Here is a 20,480-nt window from a genome sequence, read left to right on the forward strand (position 1 = left end):
CGCAAATCGGCCATCATATGCTCAAAACAGCGGTTATCGCGCCAGCGTGCCCATTGCTGGTAGACCGCCGGCCAGGGCGGCAGGTCGTGGGGCAGATAGCGCCAGCCGCAGCCCGTTTTAACCAGGTAGCGTAGGGCGTTGAACACGGCCCGGAGCGCGTGCTGCCGTTGCGGCGCGTCCTCACACACCAGGGCCAGATAGGGCGCCACAAATGTCCATTCGTCATCCGTCACGTCGCTGGGGTAACTACTTCGCTGTGCCATACCCCCAAATTACGCCACCAGTTCATAACAGGCTCTAGTTTGCTCGATTCCGATGCAAAGGCGTTTGGCAATACGGCCACCGACTCGCGTAGCAATCTGAACATCGCCAGCGCGGGCTTGGTACTAACCCGGCGGCGGCCCGATGGCGACGGCAGCGCATGGCGGGCGGGCTCGTTCGGACTGGGCATAACGCGTACCGCCAACTACAACCAGAACCTGCGCTACAGCGGCCGGCCGGCACGTAACCAGAACATTTTTCAGCGCTTGGGCCAAGACCAGAACACAACCCTCGACGACCTCGCCTACGACACGTACCTGACCGAGCGCGACGACGAAGGCACCTATGTTCCGGCTGATTTCTTTGACACCGGCGCTCTCGATCAAGGTGAAAGTATCCGCACCAGTGGCTCTACTACACAGTTCGATCTGGCGTACGGCGCCAGTTACCTCGACAAATTATACATTGGGGCCGGTGTGGGGATTACCAGCGTGCGCTACAATAGCGAGAACATACTGACGGCCTCTGCCGTGAACCCCAACGACCCGGCCAGTGCCTTCGAGTCGCTGACATTACGCGATGACATCAGAACTACCGGTGGCGGCGTCAACCTGCGGCTGGGCCTGATTTACCGGCCCATTGATGCCGTGCGCATTGGTGCTTCGATCCAGACGCCGACGTACATTCAATTCAACGAAACATACAACAGTTCGCTCCAGGCCCAATTTAACCGGCCGGTTGTAGTGGAGGGCCAGTCGTATCGGTCGCCCCGCTCGGCCGCCGACCCTAACCTAGTTCAGTACGCCCTGACCACGCCCTTTAAAGCAACCGGCGGCGTGGCGGTGGTCATTGGCAAGTATGGCTTTTTGAGTGGCGACGTGGAATACCTGGATTACTCTTCGTCGCGCATCAGCAACTACAACAACAACCGCTACGATTTCAGCTTCGACAACGACGATATCAAAGCGCTGCAGCAAAGTGCCGTAAACCTGCGGGTGGGTGGCGAGGCGCGGTTTGATGTTTTCCGGGCGCGGCTGGGCTTTGCCTACTACGGCGACCCATACCAAAACAGCAACTACGACCAGAGCCGTAAATACCTGACCGGAGGCGTGGGCGTGCGGCAGAATAATTTCTTCGTGGATGTGGCCGGCGTGTATGGTAAAGGCAACACGCTCTACACTCCCTATACCATCTACGGCACCGACGGCCGCCCTTCTGCAGTTGACACGCCCGTGGTAGAAGTGGCCGACAAGCAGTTCAACTTTACCGCTACGGCCGGCTTCCTGTTCTAGGTTGCCGTTCGGCCCTCAGCTTCCGGCCCTTTGGCGGCGGCTTAATCCCTCGAAAGCCCGGTTTCCGTTGCGAAAGCCGGGCTTTCGAGGGATTAAGCCGCCGCCGAAGGACTACTTGCTACTTACCGACCCGCACCTGGACTACCAGCTGCCTTCTGTTGTTGGTGCCAATGCGCTGCACGCGCAGCAGACCGGCTTTGCCCTCGGGCGTGAGGAAAGCCAGCACCTGCCCCCGGCGCAATGGCCCGGTAGTGACGGGCCGGGCGAAGGCCGCGCCATTATCAAAGGCCGAGCGCAGTAGCGCAGAGGTACTGGCGCTCTGGAAGGCCACGCTATCGAGGGCAGTGCTACGGATTTGAGTGGCCCGACGCTGGAGCCAGCCGAGCTTCAGCGAATCGTCGGCGGGCACCGAGAGAATGGGAGCGGTAGTGGTTTTGTCGAGCCGGTAAACCAGATCGATGCGCTGCTGGTTGGCGGGTAGGTTGGGGCGCACCGAAAAGCCGGGCAGGGCCAGGCCCTCCCGCAGGGCCAGAAACCGGCGCGTATCGGGCACCTGCGCGCGCGGGCCATCGAGTGTAACGGTGTAGCTATGGTACACTGCCAGCGAGTCGGCCCGGGGCAGATACAGGCGCAGGCTGCGGGCACCTGTACGGCCCTGGGCATCTGATACCTCGTAGCGCCAGGTTTCGGCGCCAGCCGTGCTGCGGGTAGGCTGCGTGCTCTGGAAAACCAACTCACTAAGCGAAAAACCCGTGGAATCCAGGTAAACGATTTCTTCAGCCGGCAGCTTTCCACCCGTAAACTCGGAGTATAGCACCGGTGCGGGCTTGGGTTCGTAGTTTACCTTGATGATGAGGTGCTTCAGCGGGGTGTCGCCGTCGGCCTGCGCATACAGGCGGGTGGTTACGGTGTCGGCGGGCGTGCTAAGGCGGCGGGCGGTAGTCGTGAGGCGCGAGTCGCCCACGAACTGCACCCGTGGGCCGGCTTCCAGGGCCGGCTCGCAGGCCGCGGCCAGCGCCGGCAGGGCCAGCAGAAGTATCGAGCGAAAACGCATAGTTTTTGGAGATGTTAGCTGACAACGGTCAGGATAATGGGCAGAAGGCTACTAGTTGTCAACTAAAAGCACGCAAGCCAACGGCCCGCAAAGATACGCCGGGTGCAACCTTGCGGCCCGCATTGGCTACCTTAACGCCAGAAACTGACTGACATTTTATTTTACCTGCATGAACCTACGATTTCTGGGCTTGGCCCTGCTGCTGAACGCCGCCAGCCCCGTGCTGCTGCCCGCCACTGCCCCGGCGGCCTACGCCCAGCAAAAGCAGAATATCACCCTCGAAGACATCTGGCAGAAGGGCACGTTCGCCGCCAAATCGGTGGCCGGCTTCAACTGGATGAAGGACGGCCGCTATTATTCGTCGCTGGATAAGGGCAATCTGGTGCAGAACGATGTGACGACCGGCCAGCCCGTGCAGACCATGGTGGCGGCGGCCGACCTGAAGCTGCCCGGCCAGACCCAGGCCCTGCCCGTGGACGGCTACAGCTTCAACGCCGACGAAACCAAAATCCTGTTCAGTACCGCCACCGAATCGATTTACCGGCGCAGCAGCAAGTCGTACTTCTTTGTGTACGACCGTGCCGCCAAGCAACTCGTGCCGCTGAGCGCGGGCGAGGGCAAGCAGCTGTACGCCACGTTTTCGCCCGACGGCAAGCGCGTGGCCTTCGTGCGCGACAACAACCTGTTCGTGACCGAGCTGGCCACTATGCGCGAAACCGCCGTGACCACCGACGGGCAGATGAACAAAATCATCAACGGCGGCACCGACTGGGTGTACGAGGAAGAATTTGAGTTTGCCCAGGGCTTCCAATGGTCGCCCGATTCGCGGCAGGTGGCGTTTTACCGCTTCGATGAAAGCGCGGTGCCTGAGTACAACATGCAGGAATGGGGGCCGCTGTATCCGCAGGACAACAAGTTCAAGTACCCCAAGGCCGGCGAGAAGAACTCGACCGTGGGCATTTCGGTGTACGATGTGGCCGGCGCCCAGACCGTGAAGATGGACGTGGGCCCGGAGGCCGACCAGTACATTCCGCGTATCATCTGGACCAAAACGCCCAACCTGCTCAGCATCCGGCGCATGAACCGGCTGCAGAACCAGCTCGAAATCCTGCACGCCGACGCCCGCACCGGCAAAACCAGCGTGGTGCTGACCGATACCGACGCGGCCTACGTGGAAGTGAACGACGATTTGCGCTACCTCGAAGGCGGCAAGCAGTTCCTGTTCACGAGCGAAAAAGACGGCTACCGTCACCTGTATCTGTATGACATGAACGGCAAGCTGGCCCGCCAGCTCACCAAGGGCAACTGGGAAATTGCCAGCATTGAGGGTTTTAATGAGCAGAAGGGCGAGGTGTACTTCACGAGCACCGAGGAGTCGCCGCTGCAGCGCCATCTGTACCGCATCAACCTGAAGGGCAAGAACAAAACCCGCCTGGGTGAAACCGGGGGCGGCAACGAATCGGTGAACCTGAGCCCCGACACCAAATACTACCTCAACTACCACTCGGAGGCCGGTTCGCCCTCGGTGGTTAGCCTGCGCAACGGCCAGGACGGCAAGCTGGTGAAGGTGCTGGAAGACAACGCCGCCCTGCGCCAGAAGCTCGCGCAGTACAACCTGGGCAAGCTGGAGTTCCTGAACTTCAAGACGGCCGAGGGCGTGGAGCTGAACGCCTCGGTGCTCAAGCCGGCCAACTTCGACCCGGCCAAAAAGTACCCCGTGCTGATGTACGTGTACGGCGGACCCGGCTCGCAGACCGTGAAGGACGACGCCGGCGGGGGCATTGCCTTCACCAACTACCTCTGGCACCAGCTGCTGGCCGAAAAGGGCTACATCATCGTGAGCGTGGACAACCGCGGCACGGGCGCGCGGGGCTCGGCTTTCAAGAAGAGTACCTACGCCAACCTGGGCAAGCTCGAAACCCAGGACCAGGCCGCCGCGGCCCGCTACTTCGCCACGCTGCCCTACGTGGATAAAACCCGCGTGGGCATCTGGGGCTGGAGCTTCGGGGGCTACATGACGGCACTGGCCCTGACCAAGAACGCCGACGTGTTCAAGATGGGCATTTCGGTGGCCCCGGTGACCAACTGGCGCTACTACGACTCGGTGTACACCGAGCGTTTTTTGAAAACGCCCCAGGAAAACCCCGGCGGCTACGACGAAAACTCGCCCGTGAAGTTTGCCGACCAGCTGAAGGGCAAGCTGCTGCTGGTGCACGGCACCGGCGACGACAACGTGCATTTCCAGAACTCGGTAGCTTTTGTTGATGCCATGGTACGGGCCGACAAGGACTTCCAGACGCTGTACTACCCCAACCGCAACCACGGCATTTATGGGGGCAACACCCGCCTGCACCTGTATCGGCAGATGACCAACTTCGTGCTGCAGAACCTGTAGCAGCACCTGTAGCAGAGCTAAATAAGCCAATACCCCGGCGCCGACCGTCGGTTCGCTCAACAGCCCCAAGGCCTCGTTTAGCGAACCGGTGGCCGGCGTCGGGGTATTGCTTTTAGGGCGGGGAAGCAGCGCACCAACAGTAATTTAAATCTGGGTTAGCTACAAACTATGCCGGAAAAATGCGAATTTCGGCCACCTTCCGCTTTTTGCCGCGTACGCCTGTCCATGTCATTTCGCTTTCTACGCTGCTTTTTCTTATTGCCATTGCTGGGTACTGGCCTGCTGGCCTGCCAGCCGGAGCAGCCGGCCGAAACGCCCGCCGGGCCTGCTACGGCCCCAGCCCTCGCCGACTCGCTGAACTACGACTCGCTTGACACGCCCCTGGCCGCTACGCCTATGAAGCGCGATTGGCACCGGGTAGAGCGGCCTACGGCGCGACGGGCCCCGCTGGTGGTGTACCGCAGCTCGCGCCCGCCCCAGGACGAAACCCCGCCCCCGCCCGCCGAGCCGCGCCTGCAGGACCTGACGCTGCGCCCCAGCGAGTATTTTAAGATTGACCCCACCAAGGCTGCCGAGGTGCGAGGCCAGGAGGGAACGGTAGTGCGGTTTCCGGCCGGGGCGCTGGTTGATGCCCGCCAGCAGCCGGTAACCGGAACCGTGTGGGTGGAGCTGAAGGAGTGCTACTCGGGCCCTTCTATGCTACTGTCGAATTTACTGACCGAAACCGAATCGGGGCGGCCGCTGGAACTGAGCGGCGCCGTGCTGGTGCGCGCCTCGGCCCAGGGCCGGCCGCTGGCGCTAGCCACGGGCCGCAATTTTCAGTTGGAGCTGAAGGGCCGCACCCGCGAAACCCCGCTGTTCTATGGCCAGGGCGGCCCCGATGGCGTAGTGCGCTGGGCCGCCGGTGAGGCGGCCCCTGCCGCCAGCCAAGTGCTCACCACGGCTCAGCGCATGCCCCGCTACGGCCAGGATATAGCCGATTTCAACAAGCTGATCCGTTACCCCCGCCAGGCCCAGGAAAACCAGACCGAAGGGGTGGTTTTCGCCTCGTTTGTGGTCGATGAAAGCGGGCGCATCCAGCAGCCGCGCATCCTGCGGGGCCTGGGCAACGGCTGCGACGAGGAAGTGCTGCGGGTGCTGCGCCAGACCTCGGGCCGCTGGACGCCCGGCCAGCAGGACGGCCGCTTCGTGAAGGTGAAGATGATGCTGCCCATCCGTTTCAAATTCCAGCCCGGCCAGGCCACTGCCCCCGATGCCCCCGAGCCTGCCGCCCCAATCGAAGTAGCCGACGTCGATGAAACCGAGGAAGACAGCGGCCTGGCCGCGGCACCCAATTCCCTGCAGCCCAGCCGACTGGGCTGGCTGGCGGCCGGCCGGGCCTGGGTAGGCAAAGCGGCCCCACTGTTTGTGCCCGCCTTCGTGGCCAACGCCGAAACGGCCGTGCGCCTGCTGGTGCCGGGTCGCCGGGTGGTGCTGGCCGCAGCACCGCAGCAGGGCGGCTATCAGTTTATGAACGCCCCGACGGGTGCCACCGTAGTGGGCCTGCGCTACGAAAATGGAGCCCCCTTCCTGGCCCGCCAGCCCACCCCCGCCGGGGCCCCGCCGGATACGCTACGCTTCCAGGAAACCACGCTGGCCGAGCTGGAAACTGCACTGTCGAAGCTGAACTAAGGGGGTTCAGCTTTCTTCCGACACAATGTAGAGGGGCCGCTGGCGGACGTTGGCCGAGAGGCGCGAAATATACTCGCCGATAATACCCACTGCAATCAGCTGCACGCCGCCCAGGAACAGGATGCTCACCATCAGCGAGGCCCAGCCGGGCTGGTAGTCGTGGCTGACGAGGCGGGCGTAGAGCGTGTAGAGCATCACAATAAAGGCAAGGCCTGATACCAGGAAGCCGCTAACGGTGGCCATTTTCAGGGGCACATCGGAGAAGGCCGTAATACCATCGAGGGCCAGCCGCAGCATTTTGCGGTAGGTGTAGCCGGTGGCCCCGCCGGCCCGCTCGGCCCGGTCGTACTCCAGGTAGGTCTGGCGGTAGCCAATCCACGAAATCTGGCCGCGGATAAACTTGTTCTGCTCCGGCATTTGGCGCAACGCCTCCACCACCTTGCGCGACACCACCCGGAAGTCGCCCGTATCGACGGGAATGGAAATACTGGTAATACTGACCAGCAGCCGGTAGAATAGCTTGGCTGTTACCTTTTTGGCCACACTTTCCCCCTGGCGGCTCCGGCGCTTGGCGTACACCACCTCGAAACCCTCGCGCAGCTTCTGATACAGCGCCGGAATCAGCTCGGGCGGGTCCTGCAGGTCGGCATCAATAATCACCACGGCCTCACCTTTCGTCCGGTCGAGGCCGGCCGTCACGGCAATCTGGTGACCGAAGTTGCGGCTGAAATCCACATAATGCACCCGCTCGTCGCGGGCGGCCAACAGCCGGATCAGGGCCAGCGACTCATCGCGCGAGCCGTCGTTGATGAAGATAAACTCGTAGCCGCCGGGCAGCGCCATCGGGTCGAGCACCCCACACAGGCGCTCGTATAGCGCTCCAATGTTGGCTTCCTCGTTGTAGATGGGGATGATAACGGACAGATCCACGGCGGGAGAAGATGATGGAATGATAGACCCTATTCTGCTGCCGTGGCGCTGGCAAATACACTGACCCCAAACGGCACCGGCAGTTTTTTACTGAGCCGGTTTTCCAGCTTCAGCAGGTTCAGCAGCAGGTTGTTGGTGGTGGGCGGCAGCGTCAGCAGGTCGCCCTGGGGGCGGGGGGGCAACACGCGCTGCAACAGCCGCACGGCGGCCGTAGGGAAGTAGAGCAGATTGTTCCAGAAGCTCAGGTGCTGTACCCGGAAACCGTTGGTTTGCAGGGCCTCGCGCAGGTGGCGGCGCGAGTAGCGGCGGAAGTGGTGGTTCACCACATCGTGCTGGCTCCAGAGGTAGGCATGGGCCGGCACGAACACCAGCAGCTGCCCGCCGGGTCGCAGCACCCGCCGCCACTCCTTCAGCGCCGCGTGCTCATCGGCAATGTGCTCGAGCACATCGGAGGCAATTACCAGGTCGAAGGACTGGTCGGGGAAGTCGAGGCGGGCCCCGTCCATGACGTGCACGTCGGGCAGGCCCCGCTCCTGGGCCAGCGCAATGGCCGGCTCGCTCACATCAATTCCCGTTACCTGCGCGTAGCCTGCTTCGCGCAACTGCCGCAGCAGCGGCCCGCCCGAGCAGCCAATTTCCAGCACCGCGGCCGAACGCGGCAGCTGCAACTGCGCAATCAGCTCCCATACCATGTGGCGGCGGCCCGCAAACCACCAGTTCTGCTCTTCCAGGCTGTGGTACTGGGCTTCGTATTGCTTGTCCATTAGGAAGTATTCAGGGGAAATATGGCAGAATTGACGGCTGGTCTGCCGTTAGTCCTAGTACTTCGGCAAAGATAGGCCCCAAGAGAAGAAGGCAGTAACTGCTTAGGCAGCAAAGCTTTTCTTCATTATCCTGTAATCAGGCAACTCTGAGCCAGCGCCTGATGGCTCAGAGCTGCTACTCAGCAACGATTTTCAGGTCGTCAAGATAAGCCGGCTCGCCCGCGTTGTTTGCCCACAGGTAAACGGACATTTTGTGGTCGTAGCTTACGTTTTCGGGCAGTGTTATTTCTTTTGTAAACTTCTGCCATTGACCAGATTTCTCCACAACGCTGGCTAATTTGATGGGCTCCCAAATAATCTTATCATCGTTTTGTTTGGGGTCGGTGATTTGAAATACCAAGGAGGCCGAATTATTAATTTTAGGCAGATACACCCAACCATTAATAGTCACCTTGTGCATTTTCGTACCACTCAAAGTGCCGAGCAGGCTGGAGAAAGTAAGCCCGTATTCTACTCCCGGACCTACTTTAATCGAATGAGTACCCGAATGGGCTTGTTCGCGGTTGAGTGAAGGGGTCTCCGGAATCCAACCTTGCAGGGAATCAAAATCATTCTGAACGATAACGCCCTCCTCTGTTTTCTGAGTAGAATTTTCGCCGCAAGCGGTGAGCATACCTGCGAGCGAAAGAATGCCAAGAATTTTTTTCATGGATACAACTTATGAGTGAGTAGAAGAATTTACCGTTACCAATGCACGTTGGTAAGGTCAGGCTGTAAAACGACAAAGTTAGGTGTAGATACTACGATTCTACTATCGGCCACATACTGTTTGTGTACAGCAAGAAAATCAATGAAATGCGCTTTACTCATAATCAGATAACCCAAGCCGTAAGCAGCCATTTTCTTCTGAATATCAACTACTGATACATCTGATGCCTCTTGGTTCCAGACTATACCGCGTCGGTCAAAATATATTAAACTCAAGTTAGGTGAAGCCTCCCCTAACACTAATATCCGAGAGTCCTTTGCAATGCCCTGCTTGGCTAAGCTTAGTGCCCCACCCTCCATCCACTTATATCGATAATATTCACTAAATGATTTATACGGGTCAGTTATTCTCGCCTGATATTCAGTATAACCAGTAATTCCGAATAGCGCAAGCAGGGGCACCCATATTAGCGACAGGTAGTTAACCTTCACCAAATAAACGTTTAACACAACAACGGCCAGCACTACAACTGTAATTACCAAAGGCATGTAGGGCGCGATAACATAATAATCATGGTCGATAAATTGGCTACCCATTCTTTCAAAGAACAGCTTACCCCCTATTAGTGAAATCACTAAGAATACTACAATATAATAATACTCACCGATGCGCTTTATCTTATAAAGAGCGTATAAAAATACAATTAGTAAAGCTATTTCAAAAAACTTGTATGCTACACCAGAAAAGTATTCGTATCGCCATATAGTATCGATTCTTTCCCAGATATACGCCCTCATTTCTTTATCCAGAATAGGGCGTTGCTCTGCTAAAAAAGCTAGAGACTGATATTTTTGATTGATATACTTCGTGTAGATTATATACACCCCAATAATACCGAATGAAGCTCCAACACTTAATAGAAATACTATCTTCTGTTTTAGATTCAGGAAATCGTTATTAAAGTAGCTTGCTAATAGCAAAGTGGCTGTTACACTTCCCAGATAAATAATGCTAGACGCTTTAATAAGAGAAGCCAGACCTAGAATAACTATTGCAATCAGCACATATTTAAATTTTCTTTTAACAAACAAATAATGCTGAACGAAATAAATACCTACGAAAACAAGTGAAACACTTGCTGTGTCAGGGATATAATTACCGGTATAATAAACGAATATTGGTGACAATAACAGAAAAAAAGACGGAACTAATGAAGATAGAAAATTATCCGTATGCTCAAATACTATTTTAAATAAATAGTAATATCCAACTATCGAGAAACCGATAGTAATAAGGCGAAAAATAACGTGGATGTATTGCCGGCCAACCAAATGACCTAGCAAAGCTGCTAAATATGCCTGCAGGGGAAATTCCACCCCAGTTATCCCGTCAATTGAAAGCAGGCTGAATGTTCGGGGATGAAAAAAATCAAGTCCAAAATCATAGAAGCTTAAGGCCAAGGACAAACGGTCGGCCTGAGCCCACTCATGAATTCCGCGTGGCAATAGCGTTATCGAGGAGGCATAGAATAAAATAGAAATTCCGATAAAAATAATAATTGACGCTAGATAAGGGGCATTCCATAACCGGTGGCTATGCTTTAGGAGCGCGGTATTCAGCATATGAAAGCAGGGCCATATTGACTGCCCAAGACAGTGTTTGGTCAAAAGTAGTGGCTTTTCAGCAGAGAATCACCCCTTATTATTCCTTGAGCTGGCCGGCCCAAGCACCAGACAGGGCCAACCAGCTTTCGCAAGCATCTCTTTAGCTTTGCCGGCCGGCTGCCGGTAGGCTGGCGACGTACCCTGAATCGAGAGAAATCTATAATGTCTTCATTTGCTAAAGCTTCAGGACGAAGTACTGTTGGCGGATTACTGCTTGTTGGGGTGCTTAGTGCCCTGTTGTGCCTAGGGCTGTGGGGCGAGGTACTCCTGAATCCTGCCGGGCGACTGTTGCAGAATGAAGGCGATGGAATTGAAAGCCTTTATGCGTATCTGTACCAGATTCGCCATGTGGGAGGCCATTTGCAGTTCAGCGGTATGAATTACCCCTGGACCGGCCACCTTAATTATTACAATACGCTGCCCGCCCTCGCGCTGCCATTAGGCTGGCTCAACGAGCATGTTGTAACCGTTTCGCCCGCCGCCGCGTTGGCCGCGCTCAACCTGTTTCTGCTGGGCAGCCTGCTGTTTACTCCCATCGTGTTGTATGCCACGCTCCGGCGGCTAGGCATAGTGGATTGGCTGGCGGTAGCCGGCGGATTACTGATTACGTTTTTGTCGCCCCAGCACGAAAGGCTGTACACCCATCAGGGGCTGTATAGCATGCTGGTGGTGGCCGTGCTGCTATACGCGATGGTTCGCGTTCTGGCAACCTCTACCCCGCCCCGGCGGTGGTACGTGGTAATCATGGCGGTGGCCCTCTTCGCGGGGCTGTTGCACACGTATTTTCTACTGGTGGCCGCTGGCCTTACGCTGGGCAGCGCCTTCTGGCTCCTTGTTCAGGAGCGCCCGCTCCAAAAGCCCGTCGAACGCCGGCAGTTGCTGTATTTGCTGGTAACCGGCCTGCTACCGCTGGTGCTGTTTCGGGGTTGGCTCGCCCTCACCGACCCGGTTACCGACCGGCCCGTGCGGCCCTATGGTTTCCTCGACTACACCGCCGACCCAAGCAGCATTTTCCTGCCCGTGCTGGGGCCTTGGCATGCCTGGCTACAAACCTATTTTCCTTACCGGGAAGCGGCCTGGGAGGGCGCGAGCTACGTCGGGCTGGTGGGCGCTGTGGCTACCGGCATTATCGTTGTTAGCCTGGGCATTTGGCTTGTTCAACGACGCTGGCAGTTACTACGGCAGCCGCCGGTTTCGCGGCCCTTCCGGCTGTTATTGGGGGCCGCAGTGCTCACGCTACTGCTGGCCATGGGCCTGCCGTTTATTTTGCCTGGCTTTGGGTGGTTGTTAGATGTGGCCGGCCCGCTCCGGCAATTCCGGGCGCTGGGAAGGCTGGCCTGGCCTTACTATTATGTTATCGGCCTGTTTAGCGTTTATCTGCTGCAGCAGTTTTATAGCTACGCCCGGGTTAAGAACCGGGAATGGCTGGGGGCCTGCGTTTTACTGCTAGCCGTGGAAATATGGAGCTACGAAGCCTATACCAACGCCATCAATCAGCGGGGAGCCATTCTGAGCTACCCGGCCGCTGACACCTTTATCAGCGAAGAAAACAACTACCGCACGCTGCTGGCCAAAACCTGGCGCGGGCCGGCCGATTTCCAAGCCATCCTGCCGATTTCGACGCTGCTCATCGGCACCGACAAAATAGGCATTGTGCCTCCGCCCGGCAACATGAGCTATGAAATGTGCCGCGCTTCCTACAACCTGGGCCTGCCGCTGGCTGCCACTTGGATGGCCCGCGCTTCGGTCAGCCAAACCCTCTCCCTGGCTTCAATTTTTGGTGATGAACTCCTGCCGCACCCCTACGGCCAGCTACTATCTTCCGCCAAGCCCCTTCTACTACTGGTAGAGGATATCTACACTCCCGTGCGGGGCATGGAGCAGGCGCTTATAAACCGGGCAACACGGCTGGCCAGCGCCAATGGCTTCACGGTATATTCGCTTCCGGTCGACAGCCTGTATCCTGGTCGGGCGGCCCAGCAGGCGAAACTACAGTTTGCGAGCCGCCGGGGGCTTCAGCCCCGCGCCGATGGCCTGTGGTGCAGCTCTGCCAAATCCGTTGTTTACCAGCCGTTTCGAACAACCGATGGCCGGGACGAATTATTGGGGGCAGGATCATTTTACCGACGGGTGCGAGAGAATGTGGACAGCCGGGCGATTATCTACGACGGACCTGCCCCCAGTGATACAGGCCGCTACGAAATATCGGCTTGGGTGCGCGCTACCCTGCGCGAGGGCCTGGGAACAATGCAGGTGAGCGTATTCGATCAGCAGAATCAGCGAATTGCCGAATTGCTGGGCTCCCCCTCCAACAGCACCGATATCTACGCTGGCTGGGTACGAACTGCGGTGCAGGTGCGGCTGCCCGCCAACACGGCACGGGTAGAGGTTGGGTGGTTTGACAACCGGGAGTTACAAGTGGACAATTTGCTGATGCGGCCCTTGGATACCGAGGTATTTTGGCAAAGTGGCCCGCGTGTAGTGTGCAATAACTTTCCGTTGCCAACTAATGCCGAGTTGCGGCCCGCTCAGCATTGACTAACCCCACACGAATTTATCTGTGCGCAGTGGCCAAAGAACCGCACTATCTTTACTCGTGACCCGACCCACCTCACACTGGGTTTTCCATAAAGGTCTTGTACAAGACCTTTATGGAAAATGCGCTATTTCACTTCCTTCTCATTACTTATGCCCGTCGCCCGTCCGTTCAACTTTCAGCAGTGGATTGATGCCCACCGCCACCTGCTGCGGCCGCCCGTGGGCAACCAGCAGGTATTCAAGGACAACAAAGACTTTATCGTGATGGTGGTGGGCGGCCCCAACGCCCGCAAAGACTACCATGTGGACGAGGGCGAGGAGCTGTTTCTGCAGCTGGAAGGCGACATGGTGGTGAAAATCATTGAGGATGGCCAGCCCGTGGATATCGAGATAAAGGCGGGCAGCATGTTTCTGCTGCCCGGCGGCGTGCCTCACTCGCCCCGCCGGCCGGCCGGCTCGGTGGGCCTGGTGCTGGAGCGCTACCGCACGGCCGGGGAGCTCGACGGCTTCCAGTGGTACTGCGAGAACTGCGGCCACCAGCTGCACGAGGAGTACGCCGAAATTACCGACATCGTGGCCCAGCTACCACCCATCATGGACCGTTTCTGGGCCTCCGACGAGTTGCGCACCTGCACGGTGTGCGGCACCTATATGGAGGCTCCGGCCACGGCGCCCTAGCCCGTGCGCGCCTCCTACTGGGTACTGCTGCTGATGGGGGTGCTGGCCACGCTGCTCCAGTTTCAGGACCGCCGCTGGAAGCCGCTGGAGGTGTTCGATTACGACTCCGGCGGCTATTATGTGTACCTGCCCTCGGCCTTTATCTACCACGATTTGGCCGGCGCCGATTCGCTGGCCCGGCTCCACGAGGCCTACCTGCCAGGCAAAGAATTTAACATGGGGCTGGTGGCGGTGCCGGGCGGCAGTGGGGGCACCATCAGCAAATATCCGCTGGGCATGGCTTTGGCCAACCTGCCGTGGTTTGGGGGCGCCCACCTATATGCCGGGTGGGCCGGTTACGCCCAGGATGGCTTTACCCGACCTTACCAGCAGATAACCATGGTGGCGGGCCTAGCGCATGCGCTGCTGGGGCTGCTGGTGCTGGCCGGGCTGCTGCGCCGCCTTTTTCCGGATTCCGTGGCGGCCTGGACGCTGGCGGTTATCGGACTGGGCACCAACCTGCTATGCTACGCCAGCCTGGAAGCCGCCATGGCCCACGCGCCGCTTTTTCTGTGGCAGGCCGCGCTGCTCTACTGCACGGTGCGCTGGTACGAAACCTTCCGGCCGGGCTTTATGCTGGGCATCGGGCTGTTTCTGGGCCTGGCCGTCCTCACGCGCCCCACCGAAATACTGTATGTGCTGGTGCCGCTGCTCTGGGGCCTGCGCTCCGTCGCGAGCCTGCGGAGCCGGCCGGCGCTGTGGTGGCAGCACCGCGGGCAGCTGGCCATGGCCGCGCTGCTGCTGTTGGCCATCGGGAGCCTGCAGCTGCTGTTCTGGCGCGCCACCACCGGCCACTGGCTGTTCTACTCCTACCAGGGCGAGGCGTTCGATTTCCGGCATCCGCACCTGCTCGATGGCCTGTTCAGCTTCCGGAAGGGCTGGTTGCTGTACACGCCGCTGGCGGGCGTGGCCCTGCTAAGTTTGGGCGGGGCGTTGCAGCGGCAACTGCCCGCGGCTTGGGTGCCGCTGCTGGTTACGGTGGTTGGGGTGGTGTACGTTACCTTCAGCTGGGAGCAGTGGTGGTACGGTGGCGGCTTTGGGGCGCGGGCGCTTATCAGTCTCTATCCGCTGCTGGCCCTGGGGCTGGCCAGCCTGCTGGCCCAGGCGCGGGCGGGCCGCCGCTTCGGCTATGGGCTGTTGCGCGGCGTGCTGGTACTGGGCATTCTGCTGAGCTGCCTGCAAACCTGGCAGTTTGGCGCGGGCACGCTGCACTGGGACGAAACCACCGCCGAAAGCTATTTCGCCAATTTTTTCACCATCAAGCATTGACGTTTGGAGCTGCAAGCGGGAAGTCGCCGTTGCAGGAGTGCTGCTGCTGGTATTGATGTTGTGGCCCTATAAAGTAGCTTTGGGCGGCTATCCGCTGTTTTCTCGTAATCCGCCACTATTCCTGCTTTATCCGTTGAGTTTGCGCGCTAATTTTCTGCATAAGCCGGGCCGCGGGCGGCGGGCGACTTGTTGGGCCGCGGCGCTGCTGCTGGCGGCCTGCCGGCCAGCAGCCGAACAACCAATAAGCAGTATAGGGTTCGAGGACGTGGAAGGCTGGGTAGTCCCTACCCCGCCCTGGCTCACCAATGATCCGGTGCATAATGGCCGCCGGGCCTTCGCCCTCCTCAACACCGAGAACTACGGCCTCAATATTACGCGGCCCTGGGGTAGCCTGGGCCGGCCCCGCACCCTAGAAGTGGGCACCTGGGTGAACCTGCCCCACGGCCGCACCCACGTGGCCCTGATAGTGCAGGTGAACCGGGGCGACCCAGCCGAGGTCCGTTACTACAAACTTATACCCATCCACGAAGTGGTGAAGCGCTACAACACCTGGCAACTGGTACACGCCACCCACGAACTGCCCGACGACCTGCAGGACGACGATATCGTGAAGGTGTACGCCTGGCAATGGGACGCACACTACACGCTGTTTTTCGATGATATCTACCTGAAAAAGCTGCGCTGATGGAAACCACTCTCCCCCGCCCCGACGCGGCGGGCACGCGCCCCCGGCGGCTGGCCCGGCTCGGGGCGCGGCTGGCGCCGCTGCTGCTGCACACTGGCGTGCTTGTCGGCCTCTACGCCGTGCTGTATACGCTTGGCATCATCACCCAGCTGCCCGATAATAGCAACCTGCTTTCCTGGGATGCCGACCTGTTCCACCGTATCGCGCAAACCGGCTACGACGATGCGGCCAGCGGCATCAACGCGTTTTTCCCGCTGCTACCCGGCATCTGGCACTTCACGGGCTTTAGCGCCATCCAAATCAGCCTGCTGAACGCCACCTGCCTGCTGGCCGGCATGGCCTTGCTCGGCTGGGCTTTCCGGCTCAGCAATCGGCAGCTGCTGGTGGCCCTATCGGGGCCGCTGCTCCTATTTGGACTGGTGCCGTATGCCGAGGCACTGTTTTTTCTGGGTAGCGCCGTGCTGCTGGCGGGGTTGCACCGGCAGCGTTTGGGGCTGGTAGTGCTGGGGCTGGTAGTGGCGTGCCTGGCGCGCTCGGCCGCTACGTTGCTTATTCCGTCGTACCTGTTTGCCGAGCTGCTCTGGTGGGGCCGCGGCCACTGGCGCTGGGCGCAGCTGGGGCGGCTGCTGGCCGGCATTGCGGCCTGCCTGGTGGCGCTGGGCGGCGTGATGCTGCTGCAATACCGCAGCCACGGCGATGCACTAGCCTTTTATAAAGTGCACGCGCTGTGGGGCCATATCTGGCAGCCACCGCTGCTGCCGCTGCACAGCTCGGCCGGCATCAACGTGCTTTGGCTCGATGCCACGGCCCTCGTAGTGGCTGGCCTGAGCCTGCTCAGCTGCCTGGTGCTGGGGTTGCACTGGCTGACCAGCTGGCGCACCACGCCGACTGCTACTGCGGTGGCGGCCCAGGCGCTACCACCTTCAAAGGCCGTGTTGTTTTCGCTCAGCTACTGCGTAGGCGCCGGCTATTTTATCGTTTTTTACCAGGCCGGCGACTTAGTGGGGCTGGCCCGTTATGTGCTGGCCTCGCCGTTTTTTGTGGTGCTGTTCTGGCAGCTGGGGCAGTTGCCGCGGCAGCGGGCGCGGCAGCTGGCGGCGGCCGTGCTGGGGGCCGGTCTGCTGGCGGTGCTGGCGCTGGGCGGCCTCGGGGGCTTCAACAGCTTCTACCCTGGGCAGGCGCTGGTGTATTTCGGGCTGTTTCTGCTGTACCTGCTGGCCTACGTGGCCGTCGGGGCCCGCCTGACGCCCTGGTTCCGCGAGGCTGGCACGGCGCTCTACCTGGTCAACTGCCTGGTAATGCTTTATTTGCTCGATTTGTTTCTGCACGTTATCTGGATAAACTAATACCGGGCAAGTGGCCAAAATCCTGCGGGCGGGCGGCTAGGCACGCGGGCCGAAAGGGTGGTATCTTTGCCGGGATGACGTTTGAACCCACCCTCGATTTCGCCCGCCAGCTCGACGCCCAGGACCCGTTGCGCGGCTTCCGCCAGCAGTTTCTGATTCCGCCCGGCCCCGACGGGCAGGGCGAGTGCCTGTATTTCTGCGGCAACTCGCTGGGCCTGCAGCCGCGCACGGCCCGCGCCGCCGCCGAAGTGCAGTTCGAGAACTGGCAGAACCTGGCCGTAGAAGGCCATTTCAAGGGCGACACGCCCTGGATGCCCTTCCACGAGCGGCTGCAAGGGCCCTCGGCCCGCGTGGTGGGCGCCAAGCCCCACGAGGTGGTGGTGATGAACAACCTCACCACCAACCTGCACCTGCTGCTCATCAGCTTCTACCAGCCCACTGCCACCCGCTACAAAGTGCTCATGGAGGGCGGCGCGTTTCCGTCCGATCAGTACGCGCTCGAAACCCAGGTAAAGCTGCGCGGCTTTGCGCCCGACGACGCCATTGTGGAGCTGGAGCCGCGCCCCGGCGAGCACACGCTGCGCACCGAAGACATTGTGGCCAAAATTGCAGAACTCGGCGACTCGCTGTGCACTATCATCATGGGCGGCCTCAATTACTACACCGGCCAGGTGTTCGATATGGAAGCCATTACCCGCGCCGGCCACGCCGCCGGGGCCCTGGTGGGCTTCGATCTGGCCCACGCTGCCGGCAACGTGCCGCTGCAATTGCACGACTGGGACGTGGATTTCGCCTGCTGGTGCTCTTACAAGTACCTCAACTCGGGGCCCGGCGGCGTAGCCGGCGCCTACGTGCACGAGCGGTTTGCCGAGCGGCCCGAGCTGCTGCGCCTGGCCGGCTGGTGGGGCCACGACGAGGAGGAGCGGTTCCAGATGAAAAAGGGCTTCAAACCCATGCATGGCGCGGCCGGCTGGCAGCTGTCCAACGGCACGGTGCTTTCGATGGCCGTGCACGAGGCCGCTCTCAAAATCCACGACGAAGCCGGGGGCATGCCCGCATTGCGCCGCAAAAGCGAGCTGCTGACGGGCTACCTGGAGTTTTTTATCCGGCGGCTGAACCTGCCCAAAGAGCGGCTCGAAATCATTACGCCCCAGGATCCCGCCCAGCGCGGCTGCCAGCTCTCGATACTGGTGCACCAGGGCGGGCGCGACCTGTTTGAGCACCTGATGGCCGTGGGCGTTATCGGCGACTGGCGCGAGCCCAACGTCATCCGCCTAGCCCCTACCCCCCTCTACAACACGTTCGAAGACGTGTTCCGGGTAGGGGAAGTGCTGACCGAATGGGCAAAGTAGGTGTTAGTGATTAGTGGTTAGTGATTAACGATTAGTGGTTGAATTCATTAACTACTAATCGTTAATCACTAACCACTAATCGTTATTCACTAATCACTAATCACTGAATAATGGCAGAGGATTTCCCGGCGAAAATGAGCCGCAAAACGGTGGCGGAGCTGCGCGAATACGTGGAGCAGCGCTATCAGTACCGCGAGGAAGCCGTGCTGGCGGCTCTTGCGGAGCTGGAGCGCCGCGGCCAGCCCGAGCCCAACGCCGAGGCGCTGGCGGCCGAGCTGCGCGTAGGCCAGGAGCAAACCGAGCGCCGCGATGCCGTAGTGCGGGCCGAGGCCGATGAGCAGGCCCAGGCCCGCCGCATAGCCCGCGGCGAGGCCTCACCGGAAGCCGCCGAAGCTACCGGACCCAAGCTATTTTCGCTGGGGGCCATCACCATTTTCTCGGTGCTTTTCAGCATGATTGCCGGGGGCGTAATGCTGGTGCTGAACCTGCGCACGCTGCAACGCAACCGCGCGGCCCTGCTGGTGGTGGCCTTTGTAGTGGCCTACGTGTTTGGGGGCGGCTACCTGGTGCTGTGGCTGAAAGGCCAGTACGGCGAACAGGTGAACTGGCTGGGCTCGTTCTTCAACCTGCCCGCTATTCTGGTATACAACCTGTTTTTCTGGCCCCGCTACATCGGGCGGCAGCCCTACCGCAGCCGCTCGTGGGTGGCCCCGCTCCTCATTTGCGGCCTGCTGCTGCTGGGCCTCTACTACCTGCTGGTGCAGCTGCACGGCGCCATGCCGGCCGGCATGCCCGCTACCCTGTAGTCTCAACTGCCCATGCCCCTGCAGCCCCTGCTCCTGCCCGGCGCCGACGTGCTGCTGGACCCCGAGTTTCTGGCGCCGGCCGAAGCGGCGGCCCTGCTGGCAGAGTTGACAGCCGTTGTGACTTGGCAGCAGCAGCCTATCCGGCTGTTTGGCAAGCAAGTGATGCAGCCCCGCCTTACGGCCTGGTACGGCGACCCGGCCGCGACGTACGCCTACTCGGGTCTGCGCCTGGAGCCGCTACCCTGGCTGCCAGCCCTGCAGCAGCTGCGCACGCGAGTAGAAACTGCCGCCGGGGCCCGTTTTAATAGTGTACTGCTCAACCTCTACCGCTCGGGCCAGGATAGCATGGGCTACCACGCCGACAACGAGCCTGAGTTGGGCCCCACGCCCGTTATTGCCTCGCTCACGCTGGGCGCCACCCGCACTTTCCGCTTCAGGCCCCGCCCCGGCGTACCGGCGCAGCCATTAGGCTTGGTATTACCAGCCGGTAGCCTGTTACTTATGCGCGGCACAACCCAACGCAATTGGCTACATGCGCTGCCCAAAACTGCCCGCCCCGTTGGGGCTCGTATCAACCTTACGTTTCGGCTGGTGGGCTAAGGTGTAGGCTGGTTCGTAGCGCAACTTCTCTTTCACCGGCTTATTCTTCGTCTGCTCAATCCTCTGGCATCAGTTAAATACCAATACTCTTCGAGGCAGAGCGAAATCTTAACTAGGCTGGTGGCCTGGTGCTGAGGCGCTATTAAAATACAAATTCGTCCGTCTTCTCGGTTCCGCCCTCTGGGTTGATGTACCGATAGGTCGTGCGGGAGGTGCGGGAGATGCGGGCCGTGGTAGCAGCGGCGCTAGTAGCGGATATCGGGCAGGCCATAGAGTAGTGGGCACTCATCCGCACCTACTAGGTAGCTGCCAATGCGCAGGGTTTGGGGGGCGGCAATTGAAGTGGCGGGGCTGGCTGTTGGCCGAATGCGCAGTTGCGGGCCGGCAGCCATCATTTTGCACTCCAAACCAAAGCTTGGCAGGTGGC

Annotated in this window: 18 protein-coding genes; 11 read left to right on the plus strand and 7 right to left on the minus strand. The window is 59.9% G+C overall.

Annotated features, from left to right (window positions below; translation table 11 throughout):
* On the minus strand, positions 1-263 hold a 263-nt coding region (locus BLW21_RS09965; protein ID WP_139255155.1), incomplete at its 3' end, for a transposase.
* A gap of 39 nt (positions 264-302) precedes the next feature.
* On the opposite strand from BLW21_RS09965, the gene BLW21_RS09970 reads away from it, so the two are divergent.
* Positions 303-1,553 carry an OmpP1/FadL family transporter gene (locus BLW21_RS09970; RefSeq protein WP_092739561.1) on the plus strand — a complete coding sequence of 417 codons (1,251 nt, stop codon included), beginning with the start codon at positions 303-305 and terminating at the stop codon, positions 1,551-1,553.
* Positions 1,554-1,671: 118 nt separating this feature from the next.
* Here BLW21_RS09970 and BLW21_RS09975 read toward each other — a convergent pair whose 3' ends face one another.
* Complete coding sequence (locus BLW21_RS09975; protein ID WP_092739563.1) at positions 1,672-2,607, minus strand: hypothetical protein; 936 nt, start codon at positions 2,605-2,607, stop codon at positions 1,672-1,674.
* A 169-nt stretch (positions 2,608-2,776) separates the two neighbouring features.
* On the opposite strand from BLW21_RS09975, the gene BLW21_RS09980 reads away from it, so the two are divergent.
* Together BLW21_RS09980 and BLW21_RS09985 are read left to right on the plus strand one after the other, a co-directional pair.
* A complete protein-coding gene (locus BLW21_RS09980; RefSeq protein WP_092739565.1) occupies positions 2,777-5,002 on the plus strand; it encodes a S9 family peptidase in 2,226 nt (741 codons plus the stop codon).
* Positions 5,003-5,227: 225 nt separating this feature from the next.
* Positions 5,228-6,673: an energy transducer TonB gene (locus tag BLW21_RS09985; RefSeq protein ID WP_139255156.1), complete on the plus strand. Its 1,446-nt coding sequence runs from the start codon at positions 5,228-5,230 to the stop codon at positions 6,671-6,673.
* Between the two features lie 6 nt (positions 6,674-6,679).
* Here the strand turns inward: BLW21_RS09985 and BLW21_RS09990 are convergent, their stop codons facing one another.
* The 4 genes from BLW21_RS09990 to BLW21_RS21145 form a co-directional block, all read right to left on the minus strand.
* Positions 6,680-7,603, minus strand: a complete 924-nt coding sequence (locus BLW21_RS09990) for a glycosyltransferase family 2 protein (protein WP_092739569.1) — start codon at positions 7,601-7,603, stop codon at positions 6,680-6,682.
* Between the two features lie 29 nt (positions 7,604-7,632).
* Positions 7,633-8,367, minus strand: coding sequence for a class I SAM-dependent DNA methyltransferase (locus tag BLW21_RS09995; RefSeq protein ID WP_092739572.1), 735 nt, complete (start codon positions 8,365-8,367; stop codon positions 7,633-7,635).
* Positions 8,368-8,542: 175 nt separating this feature from the next.
* The gene (locus BLW21_RS10000; protein ID WP_092739574.1) at positions 8,543-9,076 is read right to left on the minus strand and encodes a carbohydrate binding domain-containing protein; all 534 of its coding nucleotides are present in this window, start codon (positions 9,074-9,076) and stop codon (positions 8,543-8,545) included.
* A 35-nt stretch (positions 9,077-9,111) separates the two neighbouring features.
* Entirely contained in the window at positions 9,112-10,698 is a 1,587-nt protein-coding gene (locus BLW21_RS21145; RefSeq protein ID WP_139255157.1) for a hypothetical protein, read from the minus strand.
* A gap of 417 nt (positions 10,699-11,115) precedes the next feature.
* Here BLW21_RS21145 and BLW21_RS10010 point away from each other — a divergent pair, with 417 nt between their 5' ends.
* From BLW21_RS10010 to BLW21_RS10045, 8 genes are all read left to right on the plus strand, one after another.
* Positions 11,116-13,278 carry a DUF6311 domain-containing protein gene (locus tag BLW21_RS10010; protein WP_139255158.1) on the plus strand — a complete coding sequence of 721 codons (2,163 nt, stop codon included), beginning with the start codon at positions 11,116-11,118 and terminating at the stop codon, positions 13,276-13,278.
* Between the two features lie 150 nt (positions 13,279-13,428).
* Positions 13,429-13,956 carry a 3-hydroxyanthranilate 3,4-dioxygenase gene (locus BLW21_RS10015; RefSeq protein ID WP_092739580.1) on the plus strand — a complete coding sequence of 176 codons (528 nt, stop codon included), beginning with the start codon at positions 13,429-13,431 and terminating at the stop codon, positions 13,954-13,956.
* A gap of 3 nt (positions 13,957-13,959) precedes the next feature.
* Positions 13,960-15,264 carry a hypothetical protein gene (locus BLW21_RS10020; protein ID WP_092739582.1) on the plus strand — a complete coding sequence of 435 codons (1,305 nt, stop codon included), beginning with the start codon at positions 13,960-13,962 and terminating at the stop codon, positions 15,262-15,264.
* A 139-nt stretch (positions 15,265-15,403) separates the two neighbouring features.
* The gene (locus BLW21_RS10025) at positions 15,404-15,949 is read left to right on the plus strand and encodes a hypothetical protein (protein WP_139255159.1); all 546 of its coding nucleotides are present in this window, start codon (positions 15,404-15,406) and stop codon (positions 15,947-15,949) included.
* Positions 15,949-17,295 (plus strand): hypothetical protein, encoded by a 1,347-nt coding sequence (locus tag BLW21_RS21505; protein ID WP_092739586.1) that lies wholly within the window; start codon positions 15,949-15,951, stop codon positions 17,293-17,295. The genes BLW21_RS10025 and BLW21_RS21505 overlap by 1 nt, the downstream gene beginning before the upstream one ends.
* 74 nt (positions 17,296-17,369) lie before the next feature.
* Positions 17,370-18,647, plus strand: a complete 1,278-nt coding sequence (gene kynU / locus BLW21_RS10035) for a kynureninase (RefSeq protein ID WP_092739588.1) — start codon at positions 17,370-17,372, stop codon at positions 18,645-18,647.
* Positions 18,648-18,781: 134 nt separating this feature from the next.
* Positions 18,782-19,453, plus strand: coding sequence for a hypothetical protein (locus BLW21_RS10040; RefSeq protein WP_092739590.1), 672 nt, complete (start codon positions 18,782-18,784; stop codon positions 19,451-19,453).
* Between the two features lie 12 nt (positions 19,454-19,465).
* Positions 19,466-20,053, plus strand: a complete 588-nt coding sequence (locus tag BLW21_RS10045) for an alpha-ketoglutarate-dependent dioxygenase AlkB family protein (protein WP_092739592.1) — start codon at positions 19,466-19,468, stop codon at positions 20,051-20,053.
* A 245-nt stretch (positions 20,054-20,298) separates the two neighbouring features.
* Here the strand turns inward: BLW21_RS10045 and BLW21_RS21510 are convergent, their stop codons facing one another.
* The gene (locus tag BLW21_RS21510; protein ID WP_217633854.1) at positions 20,299-20,448 is read right to left on the minus strand and encodes a hypothetical protein; all 150 of its coding nucleotides are present in this window, start codon (positions 20,446-20,448) and stop codon (positions 20,299-20,301) included.
* Between the last annotated feature and the right edge of the window lie 32 nt (positions 20,449-20,480).

The organism is Hymenobacter psychrophilus (genome assembly GCF_900107135.1).
Taxonomy (GTDB): Bacteria; Bacteroidota; Bacteroidia; order Cytophagales; family Hymenobacteraceae; genus Hymenobacter; species Hymenobacter psychrophilus.

Excerpts from the sequence above, each read along its gene's own strand:
- BLW21_RS09995 (WP_092739572.1), bottom strand. The coding sequence starts at position 8,367 with ATGGACAAGCAATACGAAGCCCAGTACCACAGCCTGGAAGAGCAGAAC.
- BLW21_RS10040 (WP_092739590.1), top strand. The coding sequence starts at position 18,782 with ATGAGCCGCAAAACGGTGGCGGAGCTGCGCGAATACGTGGAGCAGCGC.
- BLW21_RS09985 (WP_139255156.1), top strand. The coding sequence starts at position 5,228 with ATGTCATTTCGCTTTCTACGCTGCTTTTTCTTATTGCCATTGCTGGGT.
- BLW21_RS10000 (WP_092739574.1), bottom strand. The coding sequence starts at position 9,076 with ATGAAAAAAATTCTTGGCATTCTTTCGCTCGCAGGTATGCTCACCGCT.
- BLW21_RS21510 (WP_217633854.1), bottom strand. The coding sequence starts at position 20,448 with ATGATGGCTGCCGGCCCGCAACTGCGCATTCGGCCAACAGCCAGCCCC.
- BLW21_RS21505 (WP_092739586.1), top strand. The coding sequence starts at position 15,949 with ATGGAAACCACTCTCCCCCGCCCCGACGCGGCGGGCACGCGCCCCCGG.
- BLW21_RS09975 (WP_092739563.1), bottom strand. The coding sequence starts at position 2,607 with ATGCGTTTTCGCTCGATACTTCTGCTGGCCCTGCCGGCGCTGGCCGCG.
- BLW21_RS09980 (WP_092739565.1), top strand. The coding sequence starts at position 2,777 with ATGAACCTACGATTTCTGGGCTTGGCCCTGCTGCTGAACGCCGCCAGC.
- BLW21_RS10045 (WP_092739592.1), top strand. The coding sequence starts at position 19,466 with ATGCCCCTGCAGCCCCTGCTCCTGCCCGGCGCCGACGTGCTGCTGGAC.
- BLW21_RS10010 (WP_139255158.1), top strand. The coding sequence starts at position 11,116 with ATGAATTACCCCTGGACCGGCCACCTTAATTATTACAATACGCTGCCC.
- kynU (WP_092739588.1), top strand. The coding sequence starts at position 17,370 with ATGACGTTTGAACCCACCCTCGATTTCGCCCGCCAGCTCGACGCCCAG.
- BLW21_RS21145 (WP_139255157.1), bottom strand. The coding sequence starts at position 10,698 with ATGCTGAATACCGCGCTCCTAAAGCATAGCCACCGGTTATGGAATGCC.
- BLW21_RS10015 (WP_092739580.1), top strand. The coding sequence starts at position 13,429 with ATGCCCGTCGCCCGTCCGTTCAACTTTCAGCAGTGGATTGATGCCCAC.